The 26149-nt window shown below is 71.8% G+C and carries 21 protein-coding genes and 1 pseudogene; 11 read left to right on the forward strand and 11 right to left on the reverse strand.

Annotation, left to right across the window (positions count from 1 at the left end):
• The first annotated feature begins 94 nt into the window (after window positions 1-94).
• Window positions 95-757, forward strand: a complete 663-nt coding sequence (locus R2D22_RS33960) for a ThuA domain-containing protein (protein ID WP_318109025.1) — start codon at window positions 95-97, stop codon at window positions 755-757.
• Here the strand turns inward: R2D22_RS33960 and R2D22_RS33965 are convergent.
• Window positions 754-1656 carry a LysR family transcriptional regulator gene (locus R2D22_RS33965; RefSeq protein WP_318109026.1) on the reverse strand — a complete coding sequence of 301 codons (903 nt, stop codon included), beginning with the start codon at window positions 1654-1656 and terminating at the stop codon, window positions 754-756. The genes R2D22_RS33960 and R2D22_RS33965 overlap by 4 nt on opposite strands.
• 72 nt (window positions 1657-1728) lie before the next feature.
• Between R2D22_RS33965 and R2D22_RS33970 the strand changes: the two genes are divergently transcribed.
• Both R2D22_RS33970 and R2D22_RS33975 read left to right on the forward strand, forming a co-directional pair.
• Window positions 1729-2433, forward strand: coding sequence for a maleylpyruvate isomerase family mycothiol-dependent enzyme (locus R2D22_RS33970; RefSeq protein ID WP_318109028.1), 705 nt, complete (start codon window positions 1729-1731; stop codon window positions 2431-2433).
• Window positions 2434-2528: 95 nt separating this feature from the next.
• Window positions 2529-3929, forward strand: a complete 1401-nt coding sequence (locus R2D22_RS33975; RefSeq protein WP_318109029.1) for an NADP-dependent succinic semialdehyde dehydrogenase — start codon at window positions 2529-2531, stop codon at window positions 3927-3929.
• Between the two features lie 49 nt (window positions 3930-3978).
• Here the strand turns inward: R2D22_RS33975 and R2D22_RS33980 are convergent, their stop codons facing one another.
• A complete protein-coding gene (locus R2D22_RS33980) occupies window positions 3979-5019 on the reverse strand; it encodes a PHP domain-containing protein (protein ID WP_318109030.1) in 1041 nt (346 codons plus the stop codon).
• Window positions 5020-5091: 72 nt separating this feature from the next.
• Window positions 5092-7227, reverse strand: a complete 2136-nt coding sequence (locus tag R2D22_RS33985; RefSeq protein ID WP_318109031.1) for a SpoIIE family protein phosphatase — start codon at window positions 7225-7227, stop codon at window positions 5092-5094.
• Between the two features lie 379 nt (window positions 7228-7606).
• On the opposite strand from R2D22_RS33985, the gene R2D22_RS33990 reads away from it, so the two are divergent.
• On the forward strand, window positions 7607-7807 hold the full coding sequence (locus R2D22_RS33990; RefSeq protein WP_318109032.1) for a hypothetical protein: 201 nt from the start codon (window positions 7607-7609) through the stop codon (window positions 7805-7807).
• Window positions 7808-7940: 133 nt separating this feature from the next.
• Window positions 7941-9131: an acyl-CoA dehydrogenase family protein gene (locus R2D22_RS33995; RefSeq protein WP_318109033.1), complete on the forward strand. Its 1191-nt coding sequence runs from the start codon at window positions 7941-7943 to the stop codon at window positions 9129-9131.
• Between the two features lie 326 nt (window positions 9132-9457).
• On the opposite strand, the gene R2D22_RS34000 is transcribed toward R2D22_RS33995, so the two are convergent.
• On the reverse strand, window positions 9458-10255 hold the full coding sequence (locus tag R2D22_RS34000; RefSeq protein ID WP_318109034.1) for a hypothetical protein: 798 nt from the start codon (window positions 10253-10255) through the stop codon (window positions 9458-9460).
• 385 nt (window positions 10256-10640) lie between these two features.
• Here R2D22_RS34000 and R2D22_RS34005 point away from each other — a divergent pair, with 385 nt between their 5' ends.
• Window positions 10641-12374 (forward strand): SulP family inorganic anion transporter, encoded by a 1734-nt coding sequence (locus R2D22_RS34005; RefSeq protein WP_318109035.1) that lies wholly within the window; start codon window positions 10641-10643, stop codon window positions 12372-12374.
• A gap of 981 nt (window positions 12375-13355) precedes the next feature.
• Here the strand turns inward: R2D22_RS34005 and R2D22_RS34010 are convergent.
• Window positions 13356-14333, reverse strand: coding sequence for an ArsR/SmtB family transcription factor (locus R2D22_RS34010; protein ID WP_318109036.1), 978 nt, complete (start codon window positions 14331-14333; stop codon window positions 13356-13358).
• Window positions 14334-14421: 88 nt separating this feature from the next.
• On the opposite strand from R2D22_RS34010, the gene R2D22_RS34015 reads away from it, so the two are divergent.
• Both R2D22_RS34015 and R2D22_RS34020 read left to right on the forward strand, forming a co-directional pair.
• Window positions 14422-15738, forward strand: coding sequence for an MFS transporter (locus tag R2D22_RS34015; protein WP_318109037.1), 1317 nt, complete (start codon window positions 14422-14424; stop codon window positions 15736-15738).
• 65 nt (window positions 15739-15803) lie between these two features.
• Window positions 15804-16406: a DinB family protein gene (locus R2D22_RS34020; RefSeq protein ID WP_318109038.1), complete on the forward strand. Its 603-nt coding sequence runs from the start codon at window positions 15804-15806 to the stop codon at window positions 16404-16406.
• Here R2D22_RS34020 and R2D22_RS34025 read toward each other — a convergent pair.
• Both R2D22_RS34025 and R2D22_RS34030 read right to left on the reverse strand, forming a co-directional pair.
• A pseudogene (locus R2D22_RS34025) lies at window positions 16398-16641 on the reverse strand (IS5/IS1182 family transposase); the annotation flags it as partial. The gene R2D22_RS34020 and the pseudogene R2D22_RS34025 overlap by 9 nt on opposite strands.
• Before the next feature lie 167 nt (window positions 16642-16808).
• Window positions 16809-18023, reverse strand: coding sequence for an MFS transporter (locus R2D22_RS34030; protein ID WP_318109039.1), 1215 nt, complete (start codon window positions 18021-18023; stop codon window positions 16809-16811).
• Between the two features lie 237 nt (window positions 18024-18260).
• On the opposite strand from R2D22_RS34030, the gene R2D22_RS34035 reads away from it, so the two are divergent.
• Genes R2D22_RS34035 through fdhF form a run of 3 tightly spaced genes read left to right on the forward strand, consistent with a single transcriptional unit; the run spans window position 18261 to window position 22959 of the window.
• On the forward strand, window positions 18261-18518 hold the full coding sequence (locus R2D22_RS34035) for an SHOCT domain-containing protein (protein ID WP_318110145.1): 258 nt from the start codon (window positions 18261-18263) through the stop codon (window positions 18516-18518).
• A gap of 53 nt (window positions 18519-18571) precedes the next feature.
• Window positions 18572-20266, forward strand: a complete 1695-nt coding sequence (locus R2D22_RS34040) for an NADH-ubiquinone oxidoreductase-F iron-sulfur binding region domain-containing protein (RefSeq protein WP_318109040.1) — start codon at window positions 18572-18574, stop codon at window positions 20264-20266.
• Window positions 20263-22959 (forward strand): formate dehydrogenase subunit alpha, encoded by a 2697-nt coding sequence (fdhF, locus tag R2D22_RS34045; RefSeq protein ID WP_318109041.1) that lies wholly within the window; start codon window positions 20263-20265, stop codon window positions 22957-22959. Before R2D22_RS34040 ends, fdhF begins: the two co-directional genes overlap by 4 nt.
• A gap of 12 nt (window positions 22960-22971) precedes the next feature.
• Here the strand turns inward: fdhF and R2D22_RS34050 are convergent, their stop codons facing one another.
• Genes R2D22_RS34050 through R2D22_RS34065 form a run of 4 tightly spaced genes read right to left on the reverse strand, consistent with a single transcriptional unit; the run spans window position 22972 to window position 26148 of the window.
• On the reverse strand, window positions 22972-23829 hold the full coding sequence (locus tag R2D22_RS34050; protein ID WP_318109042.1) for a universal stress protein: 858 nt from the start codon (window positions 23827-23829) through the stop codon (window positions 22972-22974).
• The gene (locus R2D22_RS34055) at window positions 23826-24506 is read right to left on the reverse strand and encodes a CBS domain-containing protein (RefSeq protein ID WP_318109043.1); all 681 of its coding nucleotides are present in this window, start codon (window positions 24504-24506) and stop codon (window positions 23826-23828) included. Before R2D22_RS34055 ends, R2D22_RS34050 begins: the two co-directional genes overlap by 4 nt.
• On the reverse strand, window positions 24506-24775 hold the full coding sequence (locus R2D22_RS34060; RefSeq protein WP_318109044.1) for a phosphopantetheine-binding protein: 270 nt from the start codon (window positions 24773-24775) through the stop codon (window positions 24506-24508). The genes R2D22_RS34055 and R2D22_RS34060 overlap by 1 nt, the downstream gene beginning before the upstream one ends.
• Window positions 24772-26148: a 2-oxo acid dehydrogenase subunit E2 gene (locus R2D22_RS34065; protein ID WP_318109045.1), complete on the reverse strand. Its 1377-nt coding sequence runs from the start codon at window positions 26146-26148 to the stop codon at window positions 24772-24774. The genes R2D22_RS34060 and R2D22_RS34065 overlap by 4 nt, the downstream gene beginning before the upstream one ends.
• Window position 26149: the final 1 nt, after the last annotated feature.

The following is a 26149-nucleotide window of genomic DNA, read 5'->3' on the forward strand; positions in this document are numbered from 1 at the left end:
ACGACAACGCATCGAGCGCGGAACGGTCTTGCGGCGCGTGAGCCCTGCTCGCTACGGTCGGACGGAAAGCGCTTACCGGAAGGGAATTCGCCAGGTGCCGACCTCGGACGTGCTCGTCTACACCCGTACCGCCGGCTACCGCCACGACTCCATCCCGGCCGGCGCGGAGGCGCTCGTCGAGCTGGCCCGGGAGAGCGGATTCGACGCCCGGTCCACCGACGATCCGGGCGCGTTCACGCCCGAGCGGCTCGGGCGGTGCGCGGCCGTGGTGCTGCTGTCCACCACCGGCCGCGTCCTCACCGACCCCGGCCGCGCCGCCCTCGAGGCGTACGTACGGGCCGGCGGCGGACTGCTCGCCGTGCACGCGGGCGCCAACGCCGAGCCCGACTGGCCCTTCTACGGCGAGCTGCTCGGCACCCGCTTCGCCGGCCACCCGCCGCTCCAGCCCGGCCGGGTCCACGTGGAGGACCCCGCCCACCCGTCGACCGCGCACCTGCCGGCCGAGTGGGACTGGACCGACGAGTGGTACGACTTCACCTCGCCGCCGCGCGAAGCGGGCGTCCATGTCCTGCTGCGCGCCGACGAGTCCACGTACACCGGCGGCACCCACGGCGCGGACCACCCGCTCGCGTGGTGCCACGACAAGGCATGCGGCCGTTTCCTCTTCACGGCCCTCGGCCACACCTCGGAGTCGTACGCGGCTCCCGCCTTCCGTGCCCACCTCGCCGGCGCCCTCCGCTGGACGGCGGGGCGTTAACCCGCCGCCTCGGGCAGGGCGTCCCGCAGCCGCTCCAGGAAGGCCCGCGCCGCCGGGGACGCCGGTCCGTCGGCCCGCCAGGCCAGCGCGACCCGGCCGCGCAGCACGGGCCGGACGATCCGCACCGCGCGCAGCGATCCGTCCGGCACCGGCTCCTCGCCCCACGGCAGCACGGCCACCCCCAGGCCGCGCGCGGCGAGCTGCGCCAGCACCTGCGGCGCCGCCGCCTCGAAGGCGACCTGGGGCGCGAACCCGGCCGCCGCACAGGCCCGTTCGAGCACCGTCCGCACCCCCGTCCCGCGCGGCAGGCAGATCAACGACCGCTCCCGCAGGTCGCTCAGCGGGACCTCGCCGCGCACCGCGAGCGGGTGATCGCCGGTCACGAGCGCGACCAGCGGCTCGTCCACCACCACGCGGTACGCGAGTCCGGGCGGCGGCTCCGCGTCGGCCGTCCCGAGCAGCGCCACGTCCAGTTCGCCGGCCAGCAGCGCCGCCCGCATCCGCTCCGACGAGTCCTCGGTGAGCGAGATCTCGACCCGCGGGTGCGCGTCCCTGAAGTCCGCCAGCAGTGCGGGCAGTTCGAAGGCCCGACCGGCCGCCCCCGACACGATCCCGAGGGTGACCCGGCCGCGCAGCAGGCCGGTGTACTCGTCCACCGTCTGCCGCACCCCGTCCACCGCGGCCAGGGCGGCCCGCGCGTACGGCAGCACCGCCCGCCCCACCTCCGTCGGCGTCACCGTCCGGCCGGAACGGTCGAGCAGGGGCTGTCCCAGCTCCTTCTCCAGCTGCCGGATCTGCGCGCTCAGGCCCGGCTGCGACAGGTGCAGCCGAGCGGCGGCGCGCGTGAAGCCGCCCTCCTCGACGACGGCGACGAAGTACTGGAGACGGCGCAGTTCCATAACCGATGATTCTAGGGACCAGCAGAACCAGCTCTTGGACTTATCACCCGGGCCGCCCGCACCCTTGATCCCATGAGCGAAGCGACGTCCGACCGCACCACGTCCGCCACCACGCCCGCCACCACAGCCGCCGTCCGGGCCATGATCGCGGCCGAACGCCGGGAACTCGCGGACCTGCTCGACGGCCTCGACGAGCGGCAGTGGCAGGCGCCCAGCCTCTGCTCGGGCTGGCGGGTCCGCGAGGTCGCGGCCCACATGTCCATGGGCTTTCGGCTCTCCCTGCCCGCCACCCTCGTCGAACTCGCCAAGGCGCGCGGGAGCCTGCACCGGATGACCGACCGGGTGGCCCGGCGCGACGCCGCCGCCCACTCCACCGCCGGCCTCGCCGCCTTCCTCCGGGACCACGCCCACCACCCTTGGACGCCCCCGGTCGGCGGCTTCTCCGCCGCGCTCGGCCACGACGTCGTGCACGGCCTCGACATCACCGTCGCCCTCGGCCACGACCGCCGCGTCCCCGCGGACCGGCTGCGCGTCCTGCTCGACGAGGTCCGCCCCCGCGGTCTGAAGTTCTTCGGCGTCGACCTCGACGGCGTACGGCTCCGGGCCGACGACCTCGACTGGTCGTACGGCACCGGCGCACCGCTGCACGGCGCCGCCCAGGACCTGCTGCTCGTCGCGTACGGCCGCCGGCTCCCCGCCGCGCGGCTGCGCGGCGCTGCGGCGGGCCGCTTCTCGGACGGGGACGACGGCGTCGGCGGCGGCCGGCCCGGGACGTAGGCGAGCGCCCGCCGGCGTTCCTTCGGCCCCCTCCCGATTGCGCCCGGCCGACGCGCGGGGGAGGGTCGGAGCGTCGAGTCGGCAGAGGAGACGCCATGCCCATCGCCACCGTGAACCCCGCCACCGGCGAGACCGTCCGCACGTACGAGGCGCACACCCCGGACGAGGTCGAGCGGCGCATCGCCGCCGCGTACGAGACCTTCCTGACGTACCGCACCACCTCGTTCGCCGAGCGCTCCCGGCTGCTGCGCCGGGCCGCCGAGCTGCTCGACGAGGACCGCGAGGACATCGCCCGGACCATGACGATCGAGATGGGCAAGCCGCTCGCCGCCGCCCGCGCCGAGGCCGCCAAGTGCGCCAAGGCGATGCGCTGGTACGCCGACCACGCCGAGGCCCTGCTCGCCGACGAGCACCCCGCCGAGGCCGACGTCCGCGACGCCGGGGCGGACGCCGCCCGCGTCCTCTACCGCCCGCTGGGTCCGGTGCTCGCCGTCATGCCGTGGAACTTCCCGCTCTGGCAGGTCGTCCGGTTCGCCGCGCCCGCGCTGATGGCCGGGAACACCGGGCTGCTCAAGCACGCGTCGAACGTCCCGCAGACCGCGCTCTACCTGGGCGAGCTGTTCCACCGGGCCGGCTTCCCGGAGGGCTGCTTCCAGACCCTGCTGATCGGTTCCGGCGCCGTTGAGGCGGTGCTCCGCGATCCGCGCGTGGCCGCCGCCACCCTCACCGGCAGCGAGCCCGCGGGCCGTTCCGTCGCCGCGGTGGCGGGCGACGAGGTGAAGAAGACCGTGCTCGAACTCGGCGGCAGCGACCCGTACATCGTCATGGCCTCCGCCGACGTCGAGCGCGCGGCGGAGACCGCGGTCACCGCGCGCGCCCAGAACAACGGCCAGTCCTGCATCGCGGCCAAGCGGTTCATCGTCCACGCCGACGTGTACGACTCCTTCGCCGAGCGCTTCACCGCCGGGATGGCCGCGCTGACCGTCGGCGACCCGATGGCCGACGGCACCGACATCGGCCCGCTCGCCACCGAACAGGGCCGCCGCGACCTGGAGGAACTCGTCGACGACGCGGTGGCGAAGGGCGCCGAGGTGCTGTGCGGCGGCGGACGGCCGGAGGACCGTACCGCCGGCTGGTTCTACCGGCCCACCGTGCTCGCCGGGATCACGCCCGAGATGCGGATCCACCAGGAGGAGGCGTTCGGCCCGGTCGCCACGCTCTACCGGGTCGCCGGCATCGACGAGGCCGTCGCCGTCGCCAACGACACGCCCTTCGGGCTGAGTTCCAACGTCTGGACCCTGGACGACGCCGACGTGGAGCGCTTCGTACGGGACCTCCAGGCGGGCGGCGTCTTCGTGAACGGCATGACCGCCTCGCACCCCGCGCTGCCCTTCGGCGGCGTCAAGCGTTCGGGGTACGGCCGGGAACTCTCCGGCCACGGCATCCGCGAGTTCTGCAACACGACGACGGTCTGGCGGCGCACGAGCGGCGACTGACGCGCTGCCGCGCGACGGGCTCAGCGGCGACCGACTTCACCGGCTCCCCTCACCCCTTCGGCGCCTGACGTGTCCGTGTCCACTCCAGCAGGTCGTCCGCCGACCAGGTGTTGATCACGCGCTCCGTCGGCACCCCGCACTCCTCCGCCCGGGCGCAGCCCAGGATCTGCCACTCCAGTTGCCCGGGGGCGTGCGCGTCGGTGTCCACGGCGAAGTACACGCCGGCCGCGACCGCCTGCCGCAGCAGCCGGCGCGGCGGATCGAGCCGCTCCGGCCGGCTGTTGATCTCGACCGCCGCGCCGGACGCGGCGCACGCCGCGAAGACCTCCTCCGCGTCGAACTCGGACTCCGGCCGCCCCCGGCCGGTGACCAGGCGCCCGGTGCAGTGCCCGAGGACGTCCAGCAGCGGATTGCCCACCGCGTTCACCATCCGCCGGGTCATCGCCGGCGCCTCCATCCGCAGCTTCGAGTGGACCGAGCCGACCACCAGGTCGAGCCGGTCCAGGAGTTCGGGCTCCTGGTCGAGCGAGCCGTCCGGCAGGATGTCGCACTCGATGCCGGTGAGCAGCCGGAACGGCGCCCAGCGCTCGTTCAGTTCCGCCACCACGTCCAGCTGCTCCCGCAGCCGCTCCGCGGAGAGCCCGCGGGCGACCGTCAGGCGCGGCGAGTGGTCGGTCAGCACCGCCCACGCGTGGCCCAGCTCCGCCGCCGTCCGGCCCATCGCCTCGATCGACGCCCCGCCGTCGGACCAGTCGGAGTGCAGGTGGCAGTCGCCGCGCAGCGCGGCCCGCAGCGTCTCCCCGCCGACCGTCGACCCCGCCACGTCGAACGAGTCCGCCAACTCATGCTCCAGACGGGCCAGATACTCCGGGACCTGGCCGGCCAGCGCCTCGCGCACCACCGCCGCGGTCTTCGGCCCGAGCCCCTTCACCTTCTCCAGGGTCCCGGCGGCGGCCCGCCGCTCCGCCTCGCCCGGCTCCATCGCCTCCACGACGGCCTGCGCCGTGCGGAACGCCCGTACGCGGTACGTCGGTTCCTGAGCGCGCTCCAGCAGGAACGCGATCCGGCTCAGCGCGGCCACGGGGTCCATGAGGAGCGTCCTTCCGTCACGTCACACGTCACACGTCACACGTCACATGTTTCCCACGTCGCAGATCGATCGTCACGTCGCGGCGCCGGTGCCGACCGTCGCCCCGGCCCCCGATCCCTCCGGCGGGCCGAACTCGCACCACACGGCCTTGCCCTCGCCGCGCGGCTCCACGCCCCACCGGGACGACAGCGCGTCGAGCAGCAGCAGTCCGCGCCCCGAGGTCGCCGCCTCGCCGGGCGTACGCCGCCGGGGCCAGGCGCTGGAACGGTCCTGCACGGAGAGCCGGACCCGGCGCACCGGCTCCGGCAGCACCTCCAGGGTCAGCACCGCGCCGCCCTCGGTGTGCAGCAGCACGTTCACCAGCAGCTCGCCGGTCAGCAGTTCCGCGTCGTCGGCGAGGTCGCCCATGTCCCAGTCGCGCAGCGCCTGGCCGACGGCCGCGCGTGCGTCCGAGAGCCCCTGCGGATCGGCCTGGTGGATGTACTGGTGGATGCGCGGCGCCCGCGGGGTGCCCGGGTCAGGGCTGCGCCGCAGCACCAGGAGTGCCACGTCGTCTCCGGGACCCCAGCGCTCCCACAGCTGCTCCGACAGGTGGTCGGCGAGCGCCTCCGCCTGCGGCGGCCCGCTGCTGACCGCCGCGGACAGCGTCTCCATACCCGACTCGATGTCCGTGCCCGGCTGCTCGACGAGCCCGTCCGTGTACAGCACGAGGGTCTCTCCCGGCACCAGGTCGAGCCGGGTCTCCGGGAACTCCTCGTCGCCGAAGACCGACGCGAGACCGAGCGGCAGGCCGCCGCGCAGTTTCGGCCGCCCCACTCGCCCGTCCGTGTGACGGATCAGCGGGCCGAGATGCCCGGCGCGCACCGCGCGGACCGTCCCGGTCGTCAGGTCGACCTGGGCGTACGTGCAGGTCGCGAACCGGTTCGTGTCCAGCTCGGCGAGAAACCGGGAGGCCCGGGCCAGCACGGTCGCCGGCGCGTGTCCCTCGCCGGCGTACGCCCGCAGGGCGATCCGCAGCTGCCCCATGATGGCCGCGGCGTGCGTGTCGTGGCCCTGGACGTCGCCGACGACGACGCCGACCCGGCCGCGCGGCAGCGAGATCACGTCGTACCAGTCGCCGCCGACCTGCCGGCCGCTCCACGCCGCGTGGTACCGCACGGCGATCTCGCCGCCCGAGATCGCCGGGATCCGGCGCGGCAGCATGGTCTCCTGCAGCCCGGTGGCCAGCTCCCGCTCCTCGTCGAACAGCAGCGCGCGCTGCAGCGACTGGGCCACGATCGCGGCCAGGCCGAGGCTCAGATTGCGTTCGTCGGCGTTGAACGCCGTACGCCCCCGGTAGAACAGCGCCATCCCGCCCAGCGAGCGCGCCTGCGCCACCAGCGGCAGATAGGCCGCGGCGCGGAACCGCAGCCGCTGCAGGTACGGGGCGAGCTGCGGGAAGTCCCGCCCGAGCGACGGCAACGAGGTCACGAACCGCGGCCGGCCGCTCAGGACCGTCTCCGCCAGCGGCAGCCCCCGGTCGAGACGACGGCTGCGGAAGTCGTTGAGGACCTCCAGGGACTCGCCGCTCAGCGCGATGATGTTGAGCGCCCCGTTCTCCACCAGACCGAGCGCCAGCCCGTCCGCGCCGAGCCGGGCGAGGCCGCCCGGGCCGGTGAGCGCGGCGGTCACGTCGTCCACGGTCACCGCCCGGGACAGCGCGTGCGTCGTCCGCTCGACGATGCTGGTCTGCACCTCGCGGCGCTTCTCCAGCTCCAGGACGAAGGCCGAGTGGGTCACCTCGGCGGTCGCGTCCCGCACGATCCCGACGATCCGGTGCGCCATGCCCTGCCCGTCGCGCAGGATGCGCGCCTGGACGTGCGTCCACTGGGGGGTACCGTCGGAACGGTCGATGCGGAAGTGCGCCGTGTAGGACGTCCGGCCGCTGATGATCGCCTCGCGGATCACCCCTTCGAGCCGGGCCCGCTCGTCGGGGTCGAGATGGCTCACGAGGGACACGGGACGGGAGTCGAAGCCGTCCGGTTCCAGCCCGAACACGAGCAGACCGGCGTCGTCGATGTCGATCGCCCCGGCTGTCAGATCCCAGTCGAAGCTGCCCGTGCGGTTCATGGCGAGCCGCTCGGTGGGGCCGATCTCGCCGTTGCGCGGCCCGTCCGGCGCCGGGCGCGGGGGCGAGCCGGCAGGCAGGCGCCGGTCGTCTTCGGTCATCCTCCTCATTGTCGAACCGGCGGGGCGGGAATGCCATGGCGATGCGCGCCCTGTCCGCCCCCGACCGGTACGTGATTGCTCCGAACGGACGCAGCGGGGGTGTACGGCGGCGTACCGGGGGTGCACGAGCGCGCGCGAGGGGGAGGGGCGTGCGCGGGGGTTCCGGACGGGCGGAGCCGGGGCCGCGGGTGTACCCATGAGGTGTGAGGCCGTGTCTGCGCCCACCCTCGCCCCGGGCCGCCGACACGGGCGGCGGCAGCGGACCGACACGCTGTCCGCGCCGTGAGGGCCCGGGGCCCGGGGCGGCCCGGAGCGCACCGGATGCGCGACCGCCGGGCCGCGATGAGAATGGCTGCAAGCGGACGAACGAGGAGGCGGCATGAACGCTGAGTCCGAAAAGAGGACGCTCGGACCGGGTCCGACGCCCGACAATCTGCTCCATTCCGGCTCGGAGGGCGAGTTCACCGCGGAGGACCTGGTCCTCGCCTCGGGCCGGGACGTCAACCCGAAGAGCATGGCCTGGGCCGAGCGTCGCCTGGCCGAAAAGGGCCGCAAGTCCCTGGACGAGCTGCTGCCCTGATCGGTGCGGGGCGTCGGAGGATCCGCTCCGCGACGCCCCGCTTTCGTGCGTGGGGGTTGCACGGGGCTTCCGCATTTGTGGAACACGTTCTACCGTGGCCGCCGTCCCGCCGGACGCCGCCACGGGAGGCCCGATGCACCTCGAGTACACGCCCGCCCAGAACCGCCTGCGCAGCGAGCTGCGCGCGTACTTCGCCACGCTCGTCCCGGAGGACGTGCACGCGCGGTACGCCGACCCGGCCGCCCAGAAGCGGTTCTACCGCGAGACCGTACGCCGGCTCGGCGGCGACGGCTGGCTCGGCGTCGGCTGGCCCGAGGAGTACGGCGGGCGCGGCCTGACCCCGATGGAACAGTTCATCTTCTTCGACGAGGCAGCCCAGGCCGGCGTCCCGCTCCCGCTGATGGCGCTCAACACGGTCGGTCCGACGATCATGCAGTTCGGGACCGACGAGCAGAAGGCGTACTTCCTGCCCCGGATCCTCTCCGGGGAGATCGACTTCGCCATCGGCTACAGCGAGCCCGACGCCGGGACCGACCTGGCCGCGCTGAAGACCCGTGCGGTCCGGGAGGGCGACGAGGAGACCGGCACGTACACGGTTGACGGTCAGAAGATCTGGACGACGAACGGCGACACGGCCGACTGGGTCTGGCTCGCCGTCCGCACCGACCCGGACGCGCCCCCCCACAAGGGCATCACCATGCTCCTCGTGCCGACCTCCGACCCGGGCTACTCCTGCACCCTGATCAACACCCTGGCCTCGCACGACACCACGGCGAGCTACTACGAGAACGTCCGGGTCCCCGCGTCCCGCCGGGTCGGCGCGGAGAACAAGGGCTGGCGGCTGATCACCAACCAGCTCAACCACGAGCGCGTCACCCTCGCCGCCCACGGCACCATGGCCATCCGCGCGCTGCACGACGTCCAGCGCTGGGCCGCGGACACGAAGCTCGCCGACGGCACCCGCGTCATCGACCTCGCCTGGGTCCGCGGCCGCCTCGCCCGCACCCACGCCCGGCTCGACGCGATGAAACTCCTCAACTGGCAGATGGTCGGGGCGGTCAAGGACGGCACCCTCACCCCGCAGGACGCCTCCGCGGTCAAGGTCTACGGCTCCGAGGCCCGCCGCGACGCCTATGCCTGGCTGATGGAGATCGTCGGCGCGGCCGGTGCCCTGAAGGAGGGCTCGTCCGGCGCGGTCCTCCACGGCGAACTCGAACGCGGCTACCGCTCCGCGGTGATCTTCACCTTCGGCGGCGGCAACAACGAGATCCAGCGCGAGATCATCTCCTGGATCGGCCTGGGCATGCCCCGCGTCCGCCGCTGACCCGGTGTGACGAGGCTTTTTAGTCGGCATTAAAAGCGGGATGGTTGGCACTGGATGGAGCGGTTGCCCTGACGTGCGATTTGCTTGATTTTTTGGCGTCCTAGGTTCGCTGACCTGCTAGTTCCTCAGAGGCAGCGCAACTGGGCCGTGCGGCGGGTACGGGTCTCTTCCTCGACGATCGCGCGTGCGGATACGTACAGGGGCTGATTCTGGTCGCAGGCTGCCGCGAGTTGCGTCGCGTAGAGGCTGAGGCGTTGGCGCAGGCGGAATCGTTCGCCGCGGCCGACGTCGGCTTCGTGGAGTGCGCTGGTGCGGGAGGTGAGTAGTCAGGCGTCTCCCCTGCCCCGCTCCTTCTTGACGATGGGGCATTGCGGGGCTTCGGCCCGTGTGACGTCGCTCCAGACGATGATCGAGGCGATGCGGGGATCTGCCGTGGACCGCATGTGCGTGAGTCGTGGCAGCTTTTCGAAGAGGTGGGACCAGTGGGTGTCGCCCATGCTCCAACGCGCCATTCTGCGGCGTCGGCGGGCGTAGTCGGTCCGATGGGCTGAGCCGTCGAGTCGCTCGGCGACTTGATCGACGGCTCGGGTGAAAGCCGGCCCCAGTCGGTTGTCGGTGAGTCGGCGGCCCAGCGCGTTGAGCGTGTATCTCCCCATGCCGTTGCCGACTTTCAACGCTTCCGCACACTCCGGCCACGTGAGCCCTGTGACCAGTTCGGCGAGGCGGAGCGACGCACCGCGGCGGAGAAGACGGTCGTCGCGGTACGTGACATCGGGGAGTTGCGTTCTGAGGTCGGTGAAGTGGTCCGAGAACCAGTCGAGAGGAAGGTATGGCGGGACTTCATCGACCGTGAACCGACGCACCGGCACCGTGCGTGGGACATCCACCTCGTTGAGGTCGCGCACCGAGTACGTGGCGGCAGCGTCCCGCCCGAACTTCCACCTGGTCGTCCAGCGCCGGGCCCATCGTTCGTCTAGGTCCAGCTGGTGCGCGTACTCGGTGAATCCCCGATGCAGGAACGCCAGATCCTCCAGGCGGCAGGAGTCGGACCATGCCTCCCCTCGTGGCCCCTCCGGCACCTGGCGGAAGGAACTCGCCCCGGAATCCTTCATTTGCACGTCCATCGCTCCTGAGCAGATCGAACACGGCCGCCGAGACCGGCCACGACATTACGGCGATCAGCGTCTGCAACTCGGGCAAATCGGCAATCTTCACGCGTACGAGTGGTTCCGTATTGATGGCGCCAACGCAGCCTGCACGACGCCTGATTGGCGGAATGATCACGACCGTGCCCGACCTGGTCAGGCTCGTACCGAATGGTGGGGGCTGGTCCGTTGATAGACCGCATCCTGGTGCCGCTGTGGAAGGATTCAGTCGTCGGCCCGGACCTGGGCGAGCGGGCGCCGGCGGTCACGCCGTAGGCAGTGGGTGACGGCGTGGTGGGACCTTCGGTTCTCGCGGCCGTGACAGAGTCGGTGAGATCTTGAAGCGGCGGCTGAGAGGAGGCTCGTGTCGCAGCACGTCCGACCCAGCGATCCGGGGTGGCGTCGTTTGGTACCCGGAGCGCCCGGAATCGCGGTCCTCGCCCGCTACGAGCGCACCTGGCTGCGCGGCGACCTGCTGGCGGGCGTGACCGTCGTGGCATATCTCGTGCCGCAGGTCATGGCCTACGCGACCGTGGCGGGGCTGCCGCCCGTCGCCGGGCTGTGGGCGATTCTGCCCGCACTGGTGCTGTACGCGTTGCTCGGCTCGTCGAGACTCCTGTCGGTCGGACCGGAGTCGACGACCGCACTGATGACCGCCACCGTGATCGCGCCGCTCGCGGCCGGGGACCCTGGTCGATATGCCGTATTGGCGGCCACGCTGGCGGTGGCGGTCGGGCTGCTGTGCCTGGTGGCGTGGGCGGCAAGGCTAGGCTTCGTCGCCGATCTCCTCTCGCGGCCGGTCCTGGTCGGCTATCTCGCGGGTGTGGCGCTGATCATGATCGAGGATCAGATGCCGAAGCTGACGGGCGTGAGTACCACCGGGTCAGGCTTCTTTCCGCAGCTGGTGTCCTTCGCGCAGAACCTGCCCGAGGCCCAGCCCGCCACCGTCGCCCTCGCCGTCACGGCCCTCGTCCTCCTTTTTGCCCTTCCGCTCTTCATGCGTGCGGTGCCTGGGCCGCTGGTGGTGGTCGGGCTCGGAACCGCGGCGGTGGCGGCGTTCGGCCTGGACGAGCACGGCATCGCCGTGATCGGAGCGGTGCCGGCGGGGCTTCCTCATCCGGCCCTGCCGGACTTCGACGAGCTGTCTCGGCTGGTGGTTCCGGCGCTCGGCATTCTCCTCGTGGGCTACACGGATGTGATCCTCACCGCGCGTGCCTTCGCCGTCGGCGACGAGGTCGGGCGCCTGGATGCCAACCAGGAGTTTCTGGCCCTGGGCACCGCGAACCTCAGTGCGGGCATCCTGAGCGGGTTCCCGGTGAGCAGCAGTGCCAGCCGCACTGCGTTGGCGCAATCCACCGGCGCGCGAACTCAGGTGTACTCGCTGACCACCGGCGCGGGCGTTCTCGCTGTACTGCTGTTCCTGAGCCCGCTGCTGAGTCTCACCCCGGTCGCCGTGTTGGGCGCCCTCGTCGTCTACGCCGCCGTCAAGATGATTGACCTGGCAGGCTTCCGGCGGCTGGCCTCTTTCCGTCGCAGGGAACTCCTGCTGGCCGTCGGCTGCCTGTGCGGCGTGCTGGCCCTGGACATTCTGTACGGGGTGCTGGTGGCGGTCGGTCTGTCGGTGGCCGAGCTTCTGACGCGGGTCGCGCGCCCGCACGATGCCGTCCAGGGGCTGGTGCCCGGCGTGGCCGGCATGCACGACATCGACGACTATCCGGAGGCCCGTACGATTCCTGGGCTGCTCGTCTACCGGTACGACTCGCCGCTGTTCTTCGCCAATGCGGAGAACTTCCGGCGCCGTGCACTCGCCGCCGTCGCGGAGCAGTCCGGACCCGTCCACTGGTTCGTGCTCAATACCGAGGCCAATGTGGAGGTGGACATCACCGCGTTGGACTCCGTCGACGAGCTGCGTCGCGAACTGACCGGGCGCGGCATTGTGTTCGCGCTGGCGCGTGTGAAGCAGGACCTGCTCGACGACCTCGACGCCTATGGGCTGGCCCAGTCGGTCGGTGCCGATCTGATCTTCCCCACTCTGCCCACGGCGGTGGCCGCGTACCGGGACTGGCACCGCGCCCGCGAAGAAGGTTCTCCTGAGTAGTGCCATTCAGCCAGGTACTCCGCAGCACAGGGAGGCTCGCGGTGTTTCCTCTGCCACCTAGCTGATCGATTCCAAGGGATGTTGGTGACGGTGTAGTGAGGTCGCGCCGGTTCGAGGTGGTGCAGGCTGGTCCGTAGAGAGCGCTGTCGGCCTTGGTGATCAGCGCCCAGTACCTGTCGCCGTAGGACCAGTGCCACCACTCTGTGGGGTAGTTGATGAAGCCGGCGCCCCCATGGCTCGGGCCAGGAGCTCGCGATTGCGGCGTGCTCGGTCTGATGGTCCTGAGGCGTCCAGCGGACAGTACTTCTCGTCTCCGGTGGCCTTTCGCGGCACCACGCATGTCCAGCTCGACGCCATCGGCATCAATGAGCGTCAGGTCGAGGGCCGCGCTGGCACAGTGTGGCGCCACCTCGACCGGGGAGACGAAGGCGCTGGCCTGGCGCCCCAGGTCGGCAGGGTCGGTGATGCCGGAGCGGCGCAGACGGTCCTCGTAGAGGGCAAACCGTCGCGCCTGCTCGGTGTGCTGTAATGCCCTTCTATGACGAGGAACCCGATGCCATCGGGAAGTCTCTTGGATGCCGAGCACAGACGGTCGAGCACGCCGATCCTGACCCGGCCGTAGGCCCCTGCCTCGTCTCGCTCACGGGAGTCCAGTGCAACCGCCGGGACCGAGGCGATCTCGGCGAGAGGCTTGCCGCAGTCCTGCACTGGGATAGTGATCGCCTGGGGATCGCTCAGTAAGATCACGGATCCTGAGCCTAACCGTAGCGAGGCCGCAGGCGATCCGCGCCGTCCGGGCCTGGCTCGCCCCCTGGGCCGCCCTCCAACGCTGCTGGCGAGCCTGGACCAACGAGCCGCCACCACCCGAACTCCGAGCACTGATCAACGCCGTCGGCGCAGGCCACCCACTTGATCTCTACTGCCCGGTTTAACAAACCACCGCTAGTGCGGCGCCTCACAAAGCAGTGCTGATCTGAGCCCTCAGCCCGAACCGGCGACCAGGGCCTCGCCGAGTGGGGTGCGTCGATAGAGCACCGACCGTCCGGACCGGGCGCGGGCGAGCAGCCCCGCGCCTCGCAGGATGGCGAGGTGGTCTCCTACCGCGCCCGGCGCCATGGCGAGGGTTCGGGCGAGGTGGCTGGTGCTGGCCGGGGCGTCCAGCGCCAACAGCAGCCGGGCTCGTGCCCGGCCGACCAGAGCGGTCAGCGCGTCCGGTTGGGGGGCGGTGTCCTGCTCGCCCCACAGGGCGGCGGTGCCGCGGGCAGGATAGACCAGAGTCCTGGGCCAGGGGTCGTCCAGGTGGGCGGCGATATGCCCGACGAAGACCGAAGGGACCAGGAGGAGCCCGTCGCCGGCGAGGCGGACTGTTCCGCCTCGGAAGAAGCCGATCTCGATACCGCCTGCGTGCCAGACGATGCCCGGGTGCAGGCTCTCGATGGTCGTGGCCCAGCCGTGTTCGCCGATCACACCCACCCGGTGCACGACATCGCGCTCACAGATCGCGCGCAGTTGCGGCCAGTCCGCGGCGAGCAGTTCGTGCCACGCCTGGTCCATCACCTTGGCGATCCGGAAGACGGCGTCCGGCGAGTCCAGCACTGCGCGTACGCGGGGATCACGGGTGGACGGGCCGTTTGTGGTGGAGGCGAATTCGCGGCGGGCCGCTTCCAGTGGCGTGGCCCGGATCGCGGCCAGGTCGTCCGCCCAGGTCTGATTGAGGCCACGCGGGGGCGGGGCGACGAAGTTCGGTCCGCCCTGCGGGGTCTGCAGGGCGAGGGCGGCGTCCAGTTCGGTCTCGCGGCGAAGCCGTTCGAAGGCCGGCCGGAGCCGGGCGGCCCAGGCTCGCGGCAGCGTCCGACCTTGGCCGACGAGCGAGCGTAGCAGCAGGCAGAGGTCCATCGCGGGCGACAGCGCGAAGCGGCTGCGCAGCAGGTCCTCGACGGAGACTTCGAAGCGCAGCACGCTGCGATGCTACCGCGGGAGGTCGTTAGAATTCGTCCAGTGACGAATCATTGGTGAGCGGCGTGGGCGCACGGCGAGGCTGCGCGACATGACCCCAACCGCCGAACCCGCGCAGGACATCCACCGTGCCACTTACCGAGAGGTGCTGGCCGAGCCGAGAATCCGGCTGCTCTTCTCGACCCGCACCGTCGCGATCACTGGGGACGCGCTGCGGATCTCCACGTTCTCGGTTCTGGTCTTCGCGGCCACCGGCTCCGCGCTGTGGAGCGCACTGGCCTTCGGCATCGGCTTTCTCCCGCAGTTGTTCGGCTCGCTGCTGCTGGGCTCGCTGGCCGACCGACTGCCGCCCCGAGCGCTGATCGTCGGCGGCTACGCCTTGGAGTGCGCCGCCGCCCTGCTGCTCGCCCTGGTGCGGATGCCGATCGCGGCAAGCCTCGGTGTCGTGGCGCTGGTCGCCCTCGCCACACCGGTGTTCAGCGGCGCGTCGAGTCGGCTGGTCGCACAGTGGCTGGAGGGCGACGCCTATGTACTGGGCCGTTCGCTGAACAACATTGCTGCCTCCGGCGCGCAATTGTTCGGTCTGGCGCTGGGAGGTGCGGTCGTCGCGGTATTCGGCCCGCACCGGGCACTCGCGGTGAGCGCCGCCCTCTACCTCGGCTGCGCGCTCGCCATCCGCATCCGGCTACCCCGGCTGCAGCCGGGAGAGATCGGCGGCGCAGCCGCTGATCCTCGGGGCGATGGCGGGGCCGTCCGGGCAAGCCTGCGCGGTGCCGGCCTGCTGCTGCGCGGACGCACGGTGCGACGGCTGATGCTGGCACAGTGGCTACCGTGCGCGTTCGTAGCGGGCGCGGAGGGCCTGATCGTCGCCTACGCGGGAGGACGCCACTTCGCACCGGGCTGGTACGCGGTGCTGATGGGCTGTCTGCCGGTCGGCATGCTGGTCGGTGATCTGTTGGTGGGGCGATTCCTGCGGCCCCCCACCCGGGAGCGACTGGTGGTTCCGTTGATCGTGCTGATGGGACTGCCGCTGGTCGGCTTCGCTGCCGAGCCCGGAGTGGGGGTCTCGTCCTGTCTGCTGCTGTTCTGTGGCTTCGGATTCGCCTACGGGCTCGGCCTGCAACGGCCCTTTTTGGACGCCCTGCCGCACGATGGCCAGGGCCAGGCCTTCGGTCTGCTCGGCTCCGGCAGCATGACGCTGCAGGGCGTCGGGCCGGCCTGCTTCGGCTCGGTGGCCGCAGGCATCGGAACAGGCGGCGCAATCGCCCTGGCAGGCTGCGCGGCGGCGCTCACCGCCGGCTGGATGCTCACCTGGCACACGCCCACCTCCCCGGTCCCCGTCCCGGACCACTCAACGGGGTCAGAACGGCACCCGAAACAGCATGCGTGTAGTTCTCCTCCGCAGTAACCGTCGAAGGTCGGGTCGGCCGCGAGCCGTGAGACCACCAACAGCCCATGGAAGGTTCATGCCGCATGATCGATGAATTCGCGAAGGGCAACCTTCAAGGGAGACTGCGGCGGGACCGCAGGGCGCTGCTCTGGAAACTCGACGGTTTGTCCGAATACGATGTCCGCCGACCTTTGACGGCGACCGGGACGAACCTCCTCGGCCTGGTCAAACACGTGGCCACTGTCGAGGCCAGGTACTTCGGCGAGGTCTTCGACCGCCCTTCCCCGGAACCGCTGCCCCGGTGGCAGGACCACAACGGCAGCGATCTGTGGGCGACCGAGGACGAGACCCGCGACCAGATCGTCGGGTTCTACCGGCGCACGTGGGAACACTCGGACGCGACGATCGACGAGCTTCCCCTCGACGCCCCCGGCCACGTGCCGTGGTGGCCGGAGCCTGGTCCCAACACGAACCTGTTCGCCGTCATGGTCCATGTCCTCGGCGAGTCCAACCGGCATGCCGGCCACGCCGATGTCCTGCGCGAGGGCCTCGACGGCCGGACCGGGATGCGCCCCGAACACGAGCGGCAGATCGACGAGGCAGCCCGTGCGGCCTACTGCGCGAAGATCGAGCAGGCCGCCAGGTCGGCCGCACCAATCAACGAAGCACTGATCGTTTCAGAATGATCTATAGATGCGTCGGAGGCGGATGATGCTGCAGGCGAGTTCAAGCAGCCCTGATGGAGATCGGCTCGGGGTTCCCATCGGATTCGGAGCCGACGGTACTTGTCGAAGTCGTAGCCCCTATCGGCGTATACGCGCCGCGGCCTGCTTCAGGGGGACGTCCCCGCCGTCCGTAGATCGGAGGGACCGCCTCCAACAAGGGCAGGAGCTGGGTGACGTGGCGGTTCCCGCCGGTGAGCGCTCTTGGACGACTGCTGGCGGTGAACGAGGACGGCGATCGGAGGATGGTGCCCGGTCGGTGTCCATGCCCTCTATCCCACCCTCCGGAAGGAACGCGAGGCTACAGCCCACCCAGGTACCGATAAGGGGCTGAAGGGCCCAATAGTTGACGCTTCGCTGCTGCGATCAGACGTCCGCGGTCGCTCGGGCACGTCTACGGACCGCGGTGGCGGCCAGGGTTCCCGCGGCCGTCGCGGTGACGGCGAGGAGGACGAACCCCCAGGTGTAGTCGTGCGCGATGCTGTCGACGGCTCCCATCACGAGGGGCGGGAAGAAACCTCCGAGACCGCCCGCCGCACCGACCACGCCCGTCACCGAGCCGACTCTCTTGGCTGGAACCAGGCGTGCGACGAGCGCGAAGACCGCCCCGGACCCGGCGCCCAGGCCCGCGGCCATGCCGAGGAAGGCCGCCGTTCCCACGGGGACCAGTTCGGCCTCGAACGCCGCGACCAGGGCGCACGCCGAGACGAGCCCGTACGACACCGCCAGCACGGGTACGGGGTGGATGCGGTCCGACAGCCAGCCGCCCACGGGTCGCATGGCCACGGCGAGGACGACGAATCCCGCCGTTCTCAGTGCCGCGTCGGAGCGGCCGAGTTCGTAGGCCCGGGTGAGGTAGGTCGGCAGGTAGACGCTGAACGCGACGAATCCGCCGAAGGCCACGGCGTACAGGAACGCCAGCTGCCAGGTGGCCGGTGTGCGCATGGCCAGTGCCGTCCGCGTCCGCATCGACCCCGCCGCTGTCGCGCGCCCCGGCCTGTCGCGGAGGAGGAACCAGGACACCACGGCATACACGGCGAGGAAGCCGGCCACGAGATCGAAGGGGAACGCACGGCCGACTGCGTCGGCGAGCTGGACGGTGGTGAAGGCCGACAAGGCGGTTCCACCGGTGCCGATGCCGAAGATTCCAAGGGCGACACCCCGCCGCGCGGGTGGGTACCAGGCGTTGACGAACGGCACGCCGACAGCGAAGGCCGTTCCCCCGAGCCCGAGCAGGAAGCCGCCTGCGAGTACCTCGGCCAGCGAGTCGGCCAGGTGACCCAGGTACAGCACGGGGAGGATGGTCAGGGCCGCGACGAACGGGAAGACGCGGCGGGCGCCCAATCGGTCCGTCAGCGCCCCTGCCGGGATCCGGCCGAGCGCGCCGACCACGACGGGCACGGCGACCACCAGGGACTGCTCGAAGGAGCTGAGGCCAAGGTCGTCCCGGAGCCGTGGGCCGAGAGGGGCCAGCAATGCCCAGGCCCAGAAGCAGAGGGTGAACCCGATGGTGGCGAGGAGCAGCATCTGCCACGGTCGCGGCGCGTCCGCGACCGGCGGGCTCCCCGTGTTCCGGACCATGGTTGCCTCCCGGCAGTGATCCGCGTGGACGGTGTGAGCCGTGCTGTTTCCCACTCTCCGGCCGCCGGGTCCCGGCTCCAAGGGCCACTTTGTTCCGTTCCGTGACCGTCCGGCCCCCGGCCATGGGCCGGTCGGCCCTGTGCGGGCGTCCTGGGGCAGCGCACGGTAGGAGTGGCGGATGGACCCGAGGCAGGGCGTCCCGCTCCTGCAGGTCCGCCGCCGGGAGTGTGAGTGGCGATGATGTTCTGGTACGGCGACGGCATGAACGGATGGGGCTGGTTCGCCATGTCGGCCGGGATGGTGCTGTTCTGGGGCCTTCTCATCACCGTCGCGGTGATGCTCTTCCGCACCTGGGGCAGGGCCGAGGAACGGCCCTCAGGGCCCCGGTCGCCCACTTCGGCTGAGCAGATCCTGGGCGAGCGACTGGCTCGCGGTGAGATCGACGAGGAGGAATACCGGCGGCGTCTGAGCGCCCTGCGCAGCGCCGAGCCATGAACCCCGTGACCGGCCGGGATGCGGGCTGGGGTGCGGCCGGTCACCCTGGGAGCATGGCCGGTCGGATGCCCGGAGAGCCGGGCCGACGCCCCGACGCGCTCCGTGAACTGACCGCACGGCACGGAGGGCACGAGGGGCTGTTGCCTGCCGGGCTCGAGCGCGCCAGGGCGGGCACCGCGGCAGCGCCCGAGGTGTGGGCGCCCCAGGTCACGGCGGCAGCCGGACTGCCGGCCGCCGCGGGACTCGGCCCAGCCACCTTCTTCGCCGATCTCGCCGCCCCACGCGGCGAGCGGCATGTACGCGTGTGCACCGCGACGGCGTGCTTCGCCGCGCGGGGCGGACGGCATCTGGCGGAGGTCGAACGGGCGCTCGGAGTGACGGCTGGCACGGTGGACGAAGCGGGTGCGACATCGCTGCAGACCGTGCACTGCATCGGCTACTGCTACTCGGGCCCCGCCGCCCTTGACGGAACCCTTCCCCGTACGGGCCCCAACCTCGCCGACCAGCTCGGCGGGCGGACGGAACCACGCACGCCGGGCATTCCCGTAGCCGACACCACCGCGGCACCCGTCCTGCTCGCCGGCATCGTGGGAGGGCAGGACGCCTGGGACGTGTGGCGCGAGGCGGTGGCCAGGCTGCGACCTGAGGACGTCCGGGAGGAGACCGCAGTCTCGGGACTGCGTGGGCGCGGCGGCGCCGGATTCCCGGTGGCCGACAAGTGGGCCGCGGCGGCGGGAAAGCCGGACACAGTCATCGTCGCCAACGGGGACGAGGGCGACCCGGGCTCGTACGCCGACCGGCTGCTCATGGAGGAGGACCCCGAGCGCGTCCTCACCGGACTCGCGCTGGCCTGCTTCGCCTGCGGCGCCGGGCGCGGAATCGTCCTGGTGCGCTCGGAGTATCCGAGAGCCATGGCCCGCCTGCGCCGGGCGGTGGAACGCGCGACGCAGGCGGGCGACCTGGCTCCCTCGGTCGGGGCGGCCGGTCCGCGGCCGTTCGTCGAGATCGTCGAAGGAGCGGGCTCCTACGTCTCCGGGGAGGAGACCGCCCTCATCGCCCGCCTCGAAGGCGCTCGCGGCTGCGCGCGCCCCCGGCCCCCCTACCCCACGGACCACGGCCTGTGGGACGCGCCGACCGTGGTCAACAACGTGGAGACGCTGGCGGCCGTGCCCTGGATCGTCGCCCACGGCGGAGCGTCCTACGCCCGGCGTGGCGTACCGGACGAGACCGGCACCAAACTCGTCTGCCTGTCCGAGCGGTTCGCCCGCCCCGGCGCCTACGAAGTCGAACTCGGCACTCCTGTAGGCGAGATCGTCGCCCGCTTCGGAGATGGCCTCAAGGACGGCCACGAGTTGGTCGCCCTCCAGATCGGCGGCCCCCTCGGCGGCTTCCTCGCCGGAACGGCGCTCGACGTCCCGCTCACCACGGCAGCGCTCGCCGCGCACGGCTCGGCCCTCGGCCACGCCGGCATGGTCGCCTTCGACGACTCCGTCGACCCACGCGAACTCCTCCGGCATGTCTGGGAGTTCGCCGCTGACGAGAGCTGCGGGGCCTGCTCGCCCTGCCGAGTCGGCACCAGGCGAGGGCTCGGACTCGCACAGGGCCGGGGCGGGCCGGGTGAGTCTTACGAGCGGCTGGCGCGGCTGATGGGCCAGGCGAGTCTCTGCGCCTTCGGCCGCCGTGTTCCCGCCGCCGTCCGCAGCCTGGCCCGCGCCTACGGGCCGGCCCTGGAAGGATGGGACCGATGACACGGCTCCGGGTCGACGGCGTGTCGGTCGAACTGCCGGCCGGGGGGACACTGCTCGACGCCGTGCGCGCTACAGGAGCCGACCTGCCCACCCTCTGCCACGACGACCGTCTCCGGCCGGCCGGCTCCTGCCGGACCTGCCTGGTCCGCGCCGACGGTCGCACCGTCGCCGCCTGCGTCACACCCGCCACATCGGGCCTCACCGTGGAAACCGCCGACGAGGGCGTGGCGAACCTGCGTCGGGATGCGGTCGGCCTGATCGCCTCGGCGCTACCACCGCCCGTGCTCGCAGACAGCGCGAACAGTGAACTGGCCGACGCGTGCCGGGCCTTGGGGATCCCCACCCACACCGCAGCCGCTGAACCCACGCGCGGCCGGGACGAGAGTCACCCGTACGTCCATCTCGACCGGGACCTGTGTATCGCGTGCGGCCGCTGCGTCCGCATGTGCTCCGACGTCCAGGGCACCTTCGCGCTCACCCTCACCGGCCGCGGCGCCGACACAGTCGTCGCCCCGGGAACCGGCGGCCCCTGGGCCGAATCCGACTGCGTGTCCTGCGGCGGCTGCGTCGACACCTGCCCCACCGGCGCGATCACCCAGCCCGGACCCGGCCAGGGCCTCACCTCACGGCGCACGCCCGCCGACCGCGTGCGGACCACCTGCGGCTACTGCGGAGTCGGCTGTGCCCTCGACGTCGTCGTCCGAGAGGACCGCGTCGCCGCCGTGCTCCCCGCCCGGGACGGGCCGGTCAACCGGGGCCACGCCTGCGTCAAAGGCCGCTTCGCTTACGGATACCTCGGTTCCGCCGAACGTCTCACCGAGCCCTTGATCCGAGAGAACGGACTTCTGCGGTCCGCGAGTTGGGGCGAAGCGATCTCCCGTTTCGTCGACGGACTGCGCGTCGCGGTACGGGACGGCGGTCCCGACGCGGTCGCCGCGATCTCCTCGGCCCGGGCCACCAACGAGGAGAACTACCTCGTCCAGAAGTTCCTGCGGACCGTCATCGGCACCAACAACGTAGACAACTGCTCCCGCCTCTGCCACGCCCCCTCTGCCGCCGGCCTCACCGCCTCCTTCGGACGCGCCGGCGGTACCGACCCCTTCGACGACGTCGAGACCGCCGACTGCCTCCTGGTCGTCGGCGCCAATCCCGTCGAAGCCCACCCCGTCGTCGGCGCCCGCCTCCTCCAGCGAGCGCTCGCAGGAGCCTCTCTGATCGTGGCCGACCCCCGATCCGTCGGACTCGCCCGCCATGCAGACATACACCTGCGTCCCCGCCCCGGCACCAACGTCGCGCTCTTCCACGGCCTCGCCCATGTCATCGTCGAGGAAGGCATGACCGACCCGGACTTCCTCCGCGACCGCGCCACCGGAGTGGACGAACTCACCGACCTGCTGGCCGACTACCCGCCCGAGCGGGTTGCGGCGATCACCGGCGTCCCCGCCGACGACATCAGGAAGGCCGCCCGGCTCTACGGCCGGGCGGAGCGGCCCGCCGTCCTCTACGGACTCGGTGTCACCGAGCACCTGCACGGCACGGACGGCGTCCGCACCCTGGCGAACCTTCCCATTCTGCGCGGCGCCGTCGGTGGCACCGGCCGCGGGTTCGGCATCAGCCCCCTGCGCGGCCAGAACAACGTGCAAGGCGCATCCGACATGGGAGCCCTGCCCGACCTGCTCCCCGGCTACGGACGCGTCACCGACCCGGAGGCCCGCGCCCGGGCCGAGGAGGTGTGGGGCCGGCCGGTCCCACCGGCACCAGGGCTGCGCATCCCCGAGATGTTCGCGGCCGCTCGGGAGGGCCGGCTGCGGGCGCTGTGGATCATCGGCGAGGACGTGTGCGCGACCGACCCGGACAGCCGGCGCGTCGCCGAGGCGCTCGACGCCTGTCCGCTCGTCGTGGTCAGCGAGCTCTTCCTCGGCGAGACCGCCCGACACGCCGACGTGGTGCTGCCCGTGGCTTCGTGGCTGGAGAAGGACGGGACCTTCGTCAACTTCGACCGACGCTTCCAGCGCGTACGGCCGGCGGTGACTCCGCCCGGCACGGCACGCTCCGACTTCGAGGTCGTGCACGCCGTGGCCGACGCCCTCGGCGCCGACCTGGGCTGCCCCACCCCGGCAGCGGCACTCGCCGAGTGCGGACGGGTGACACCTCTCTTCGCGGGTCTCACGCACGAGCGCCTCGACCGGGAGGGGGCGGTGCCCTGGCCCTGCCCCGCACCGGACGGGCCGGGCGAAGCCACCCTGTACACGGAGGAGTTCGCCACCCCCGACGGACGCGCCCATCTGTCGGCGGCCCCCTATCTGGCGCCCGGCGAAGAACCGGATCACGACTACCCGCTGGTGCTCGTCACCGGGCGTCGATGGGCCCACTACAACTCCGGGAGCATGACCCGGCGCGGCGGCAATCTCCTCCTCGACGCGTCCGACCGCCTGGACCTGCACCCGGAGGACGCCGCCCGGTTCGGTGTCCGGGACGGCGCCGCGGTCACCGTCGAGAGCCGGCACGGACAGGCGCGACTGGTCGCCCGCGTAGGGACGGAACTCGCTCCCGGGCAGGTCTTCTGCGCGTTCCACTTCCCGGCCAGCGGAGTGAACTCTCTCACCTCGGAGCACGCCGACACCGTGACCTCGTGTCCGGAGTACAAGGTCACGGCGGTGCGGCTGCGGCCGACGGCGGCGCCCGAGGGCTGATCGGCATCGAGTTCAGGCATGGGGCACGAGGGCCACGGGCACCGGGCTGTGGTGCAGCACCGCGTGGGCCACGCTACCGATGTGCCCGCCCAGCGCCGAATGGCGAGTACGCCGACCCACCACCACGAGTGCGGCGTCCCCGGCAGCCTGAACCAGTTCGACGCCGGCCGATCCGACCACCACGCGGGCGGCGGCCCCCACGTCCGGGTACTTCGCGCGCCAAGGATTCAGCAGCTCTTCCATCGAACGCTCGATCTCCGGAGCCACGGTGAGGCGGATGTCCGGGACCATGGCGGGTCCCAGTCCACCGAACAACGGAAGCTGCTCCGCGTACACGACATGGATCAGGGAGCCACGCCGGGCGGCTTCCTCGAAGGCGAAACCCAGAACGGCGTCCACCGGCCGCCGCACGTCGGTCCCCACCACGACGGGGCCTCTCGGAGCGGTCGCTCCGCTGCCCGCCCGTACCAGGACGACAGGTCGCTCGACGGCACCGGCGACCGTCAGGCCGACCGAGCCGAGCAGATAGCCGGCCACACTGCCGAGCGCTCGCGAGCCGAGGACCAGCAGCTCGCTCTCCTGAGACGCCGCGACAAGCCCCGGCACGGGACCCGTGGGCAGCAGACGAGTGGTCACCGACAGTCCGGGATGGCGCTTGCGCAGAGCTAGGGCGACCCGGGCCGTCATTTCCTCGGCCCACGCGTCCTCGGACTCCCACGGCCCCGGTGGCAGCACGGCTCCCGGCGGCATTTCCCTCACGTACACCAGATGCACACCCGTGCCGCGCAGTACGGCCTCCTCGGCCGCCCACTCGGCGGCGGCGTTCGCCTGTCCTGTGCCGTCCAGGCCGACCACGATGTTCCGCGTCATGACCTTCCACCTCCTCGTTCTGTGTCATCTGTGTCGTACGTGAGACGGGTGGAGGAGACCGAGACCACGCCGTCGACGGTCGCGCACATGCGCTCGATCGCTGGGATCATGCCCCGGAAGCGCAGCCTGCCGGCGAGGTCCACCCGCCCGTCGCGGACTTCGACGGTGAGTGCGGCCGGTCCGAGATTCAGCGTGTCGCCGAGGACGTCCTCGACGATCTCCCGGCGGATGTCTTCGTCCTCGCGGAGGAAGATGCCCAGCAGGTCGCGGCGGCTCACGATGCCCACCAGCCGGTCCTCGCTGTCGACGACGACGAGCCGCTTGACCCCCTGGACCTCCATCAGCCGCGCCGTCTCCGCTACGTTCCAGTCCGGGCGGGCACACACGGCGGGTGCGGACATCAACTCCTCGGCCCGCGTTCCCTCGGCCTTCGCCTGCTCCCACGCCTCCAGGTCCGGGACGACCGGGAGGTCTCCCGGTGCGGCGGCCTGGTCGGCGGACTTGCGCAGCAGATCCCCCTCCGACACCACCCCGACCACCCGCCCGCTACCGTCCAGCACCGGAACAGCGGTCACCCGGTGCTGCGAGAGTATGCGGGCGATCTCCTTGAACGGGGCGTCGCCGCGGACACTCACCACCTCGCGCGTCATCAGCTCGCCGATCCTGCGGTGACGCATCACCCTCTCCTTCCCTGTACGGGCGCACGTTCCTCGCCCACCAGGCGAGCGGCGCAGCCGTCCCAGGTGTCGAGGGCCGGATAGTCGTCCTCGGTGAGTTCCGTCCCGCTGAGTTCGGCGAGCGCCTCGACGAATTCGAGGAAGTCCAGCGAATCCATCTCGAACGTGTCGCGCAGAGGCACGCGGGGATCGAGCCCGGTGAACTCGGCGCCGGGGACGACACGCTGCACGGCCTGCCGAACGAGCTCCTTGGCCTGTTCGTGGTTCACAGTTCCTCCGGTTGTTGCAGGAGCCGGTCCATGGCGGTCAGGAAACGCGCGCCGGTGGCACCGTCGGCGGCTCGGTGATCGGCGGACAGCGTCGCCGTCAGTACGGGACGTACTCCCAGCAGGCCGTTCACGGCCACCGGCCGCTCGACGATCCTGCCGAGACCGACGAGTGCGACCTGCGGCGGATAGACGACGCCGAACACCGCCTCGACACCCTGCTCGCCGAGGTTCGTGACGGTGAGACTGGGATCGGCGGTCTGCGACGCTCTGAGCCGACCGCCCCGTGCCCGTGCCACCAGGTCCTTGAGCGCGGCCATCACCTCGGCCACGGAGAGCGCGTCGGCGTGGGCGAGGGCCGGGGCGACAAGGCCACCGCTCCGCAGGGAAACAGCGACGCCCAGCCGCACCTCCTCCGCCGGGACGAAGCGGTCGTCGCGCCAGTGCCCGTTGAGCTCGGGCACCTTCCGCGCTGCCAGCGCGACGGCCTTGAACGTCAGGGCGGCGGGCACCAGACGGGCGGACAGCGGCAGCTCGCGGTTGCGAGCGTGCATCCACTCCAGTGCAGCTGCCATGTCCACGGTCGTGGAGAGGTAGAAGTGCGGGATCTCCCGCTTGGACCGGCTCATGAGCCGGGCTGTCGCCGCCAGTGCCGCATCCGGGACGGCCGGCCGCTGTGCGCCCTTGGTAGCTGCGGCCGAGCGGACATCCTCGGCGCGGACGGTGCCGCCCCGCCCCGTGCCGGTCACCTCGGCGAGGTCGACGCCGAGTTCCGTGGCCAGCCGCCGCGCGAGCGGTGAGGACTTCACCCGCGCAGGAGCGGGACGCTTCCCCGCCGAGCCGTCGCTGCGCACCGGCTTCGCCGGCCGTGGCGTCGGCGCGGTCTTCGCCGTGGCCCCGGATTCGCTCCGCTTCCGTCGAGGCGGCTCCGTGCCCGGCTGCTGCTCCGGCGCTCGTGCAGGCTCCGATTCCGCGTGCTCCACGTCGGCGCGTGTGATCCTGCCTCCCGGGCCCGAACCACGGACGGCGGCGAGGTCGACGTGCCGGTCCTCGGCGAGTCGGCGTACCAGGGGCGTCGACGGCGGCGGGCTTTCGACGGGCTGTCCTCGGACGGGCTGCCTTTCGGTGGGCCGGCTTTCGGCGGTCGTGCCGATACGTGCCAGCGGGGTGCCCACCGGCACGGTTGTGCCCTCGTCGACGAGGAGGGCCTCGACCGTACCGCTGTCGAAACATTCCACCTCGATCGCGGACTTGGCGGTCTCGACCACGGCGACGACGTCGCCCCGCGCCACCTGGTCCCCTGGGTGCACCAGCCACTGGGAGAGCGTGCCCTCGTCCATGTCGGCGCCGAGGGAGGGCATTGTGAACTCGGCCATG

Origin of the sequence: Streptomyces sp. HUAS YS2, from assembly GCF_033343995.1 — a bacterium.
In the GTDB taxonomy this organism is placed as follows: Bacteria; Actinomycetota; Actinomycetes; order Streptomycetales; family Streptomycetaceae; genus Streptomyces; species Streptomyces solicathayae.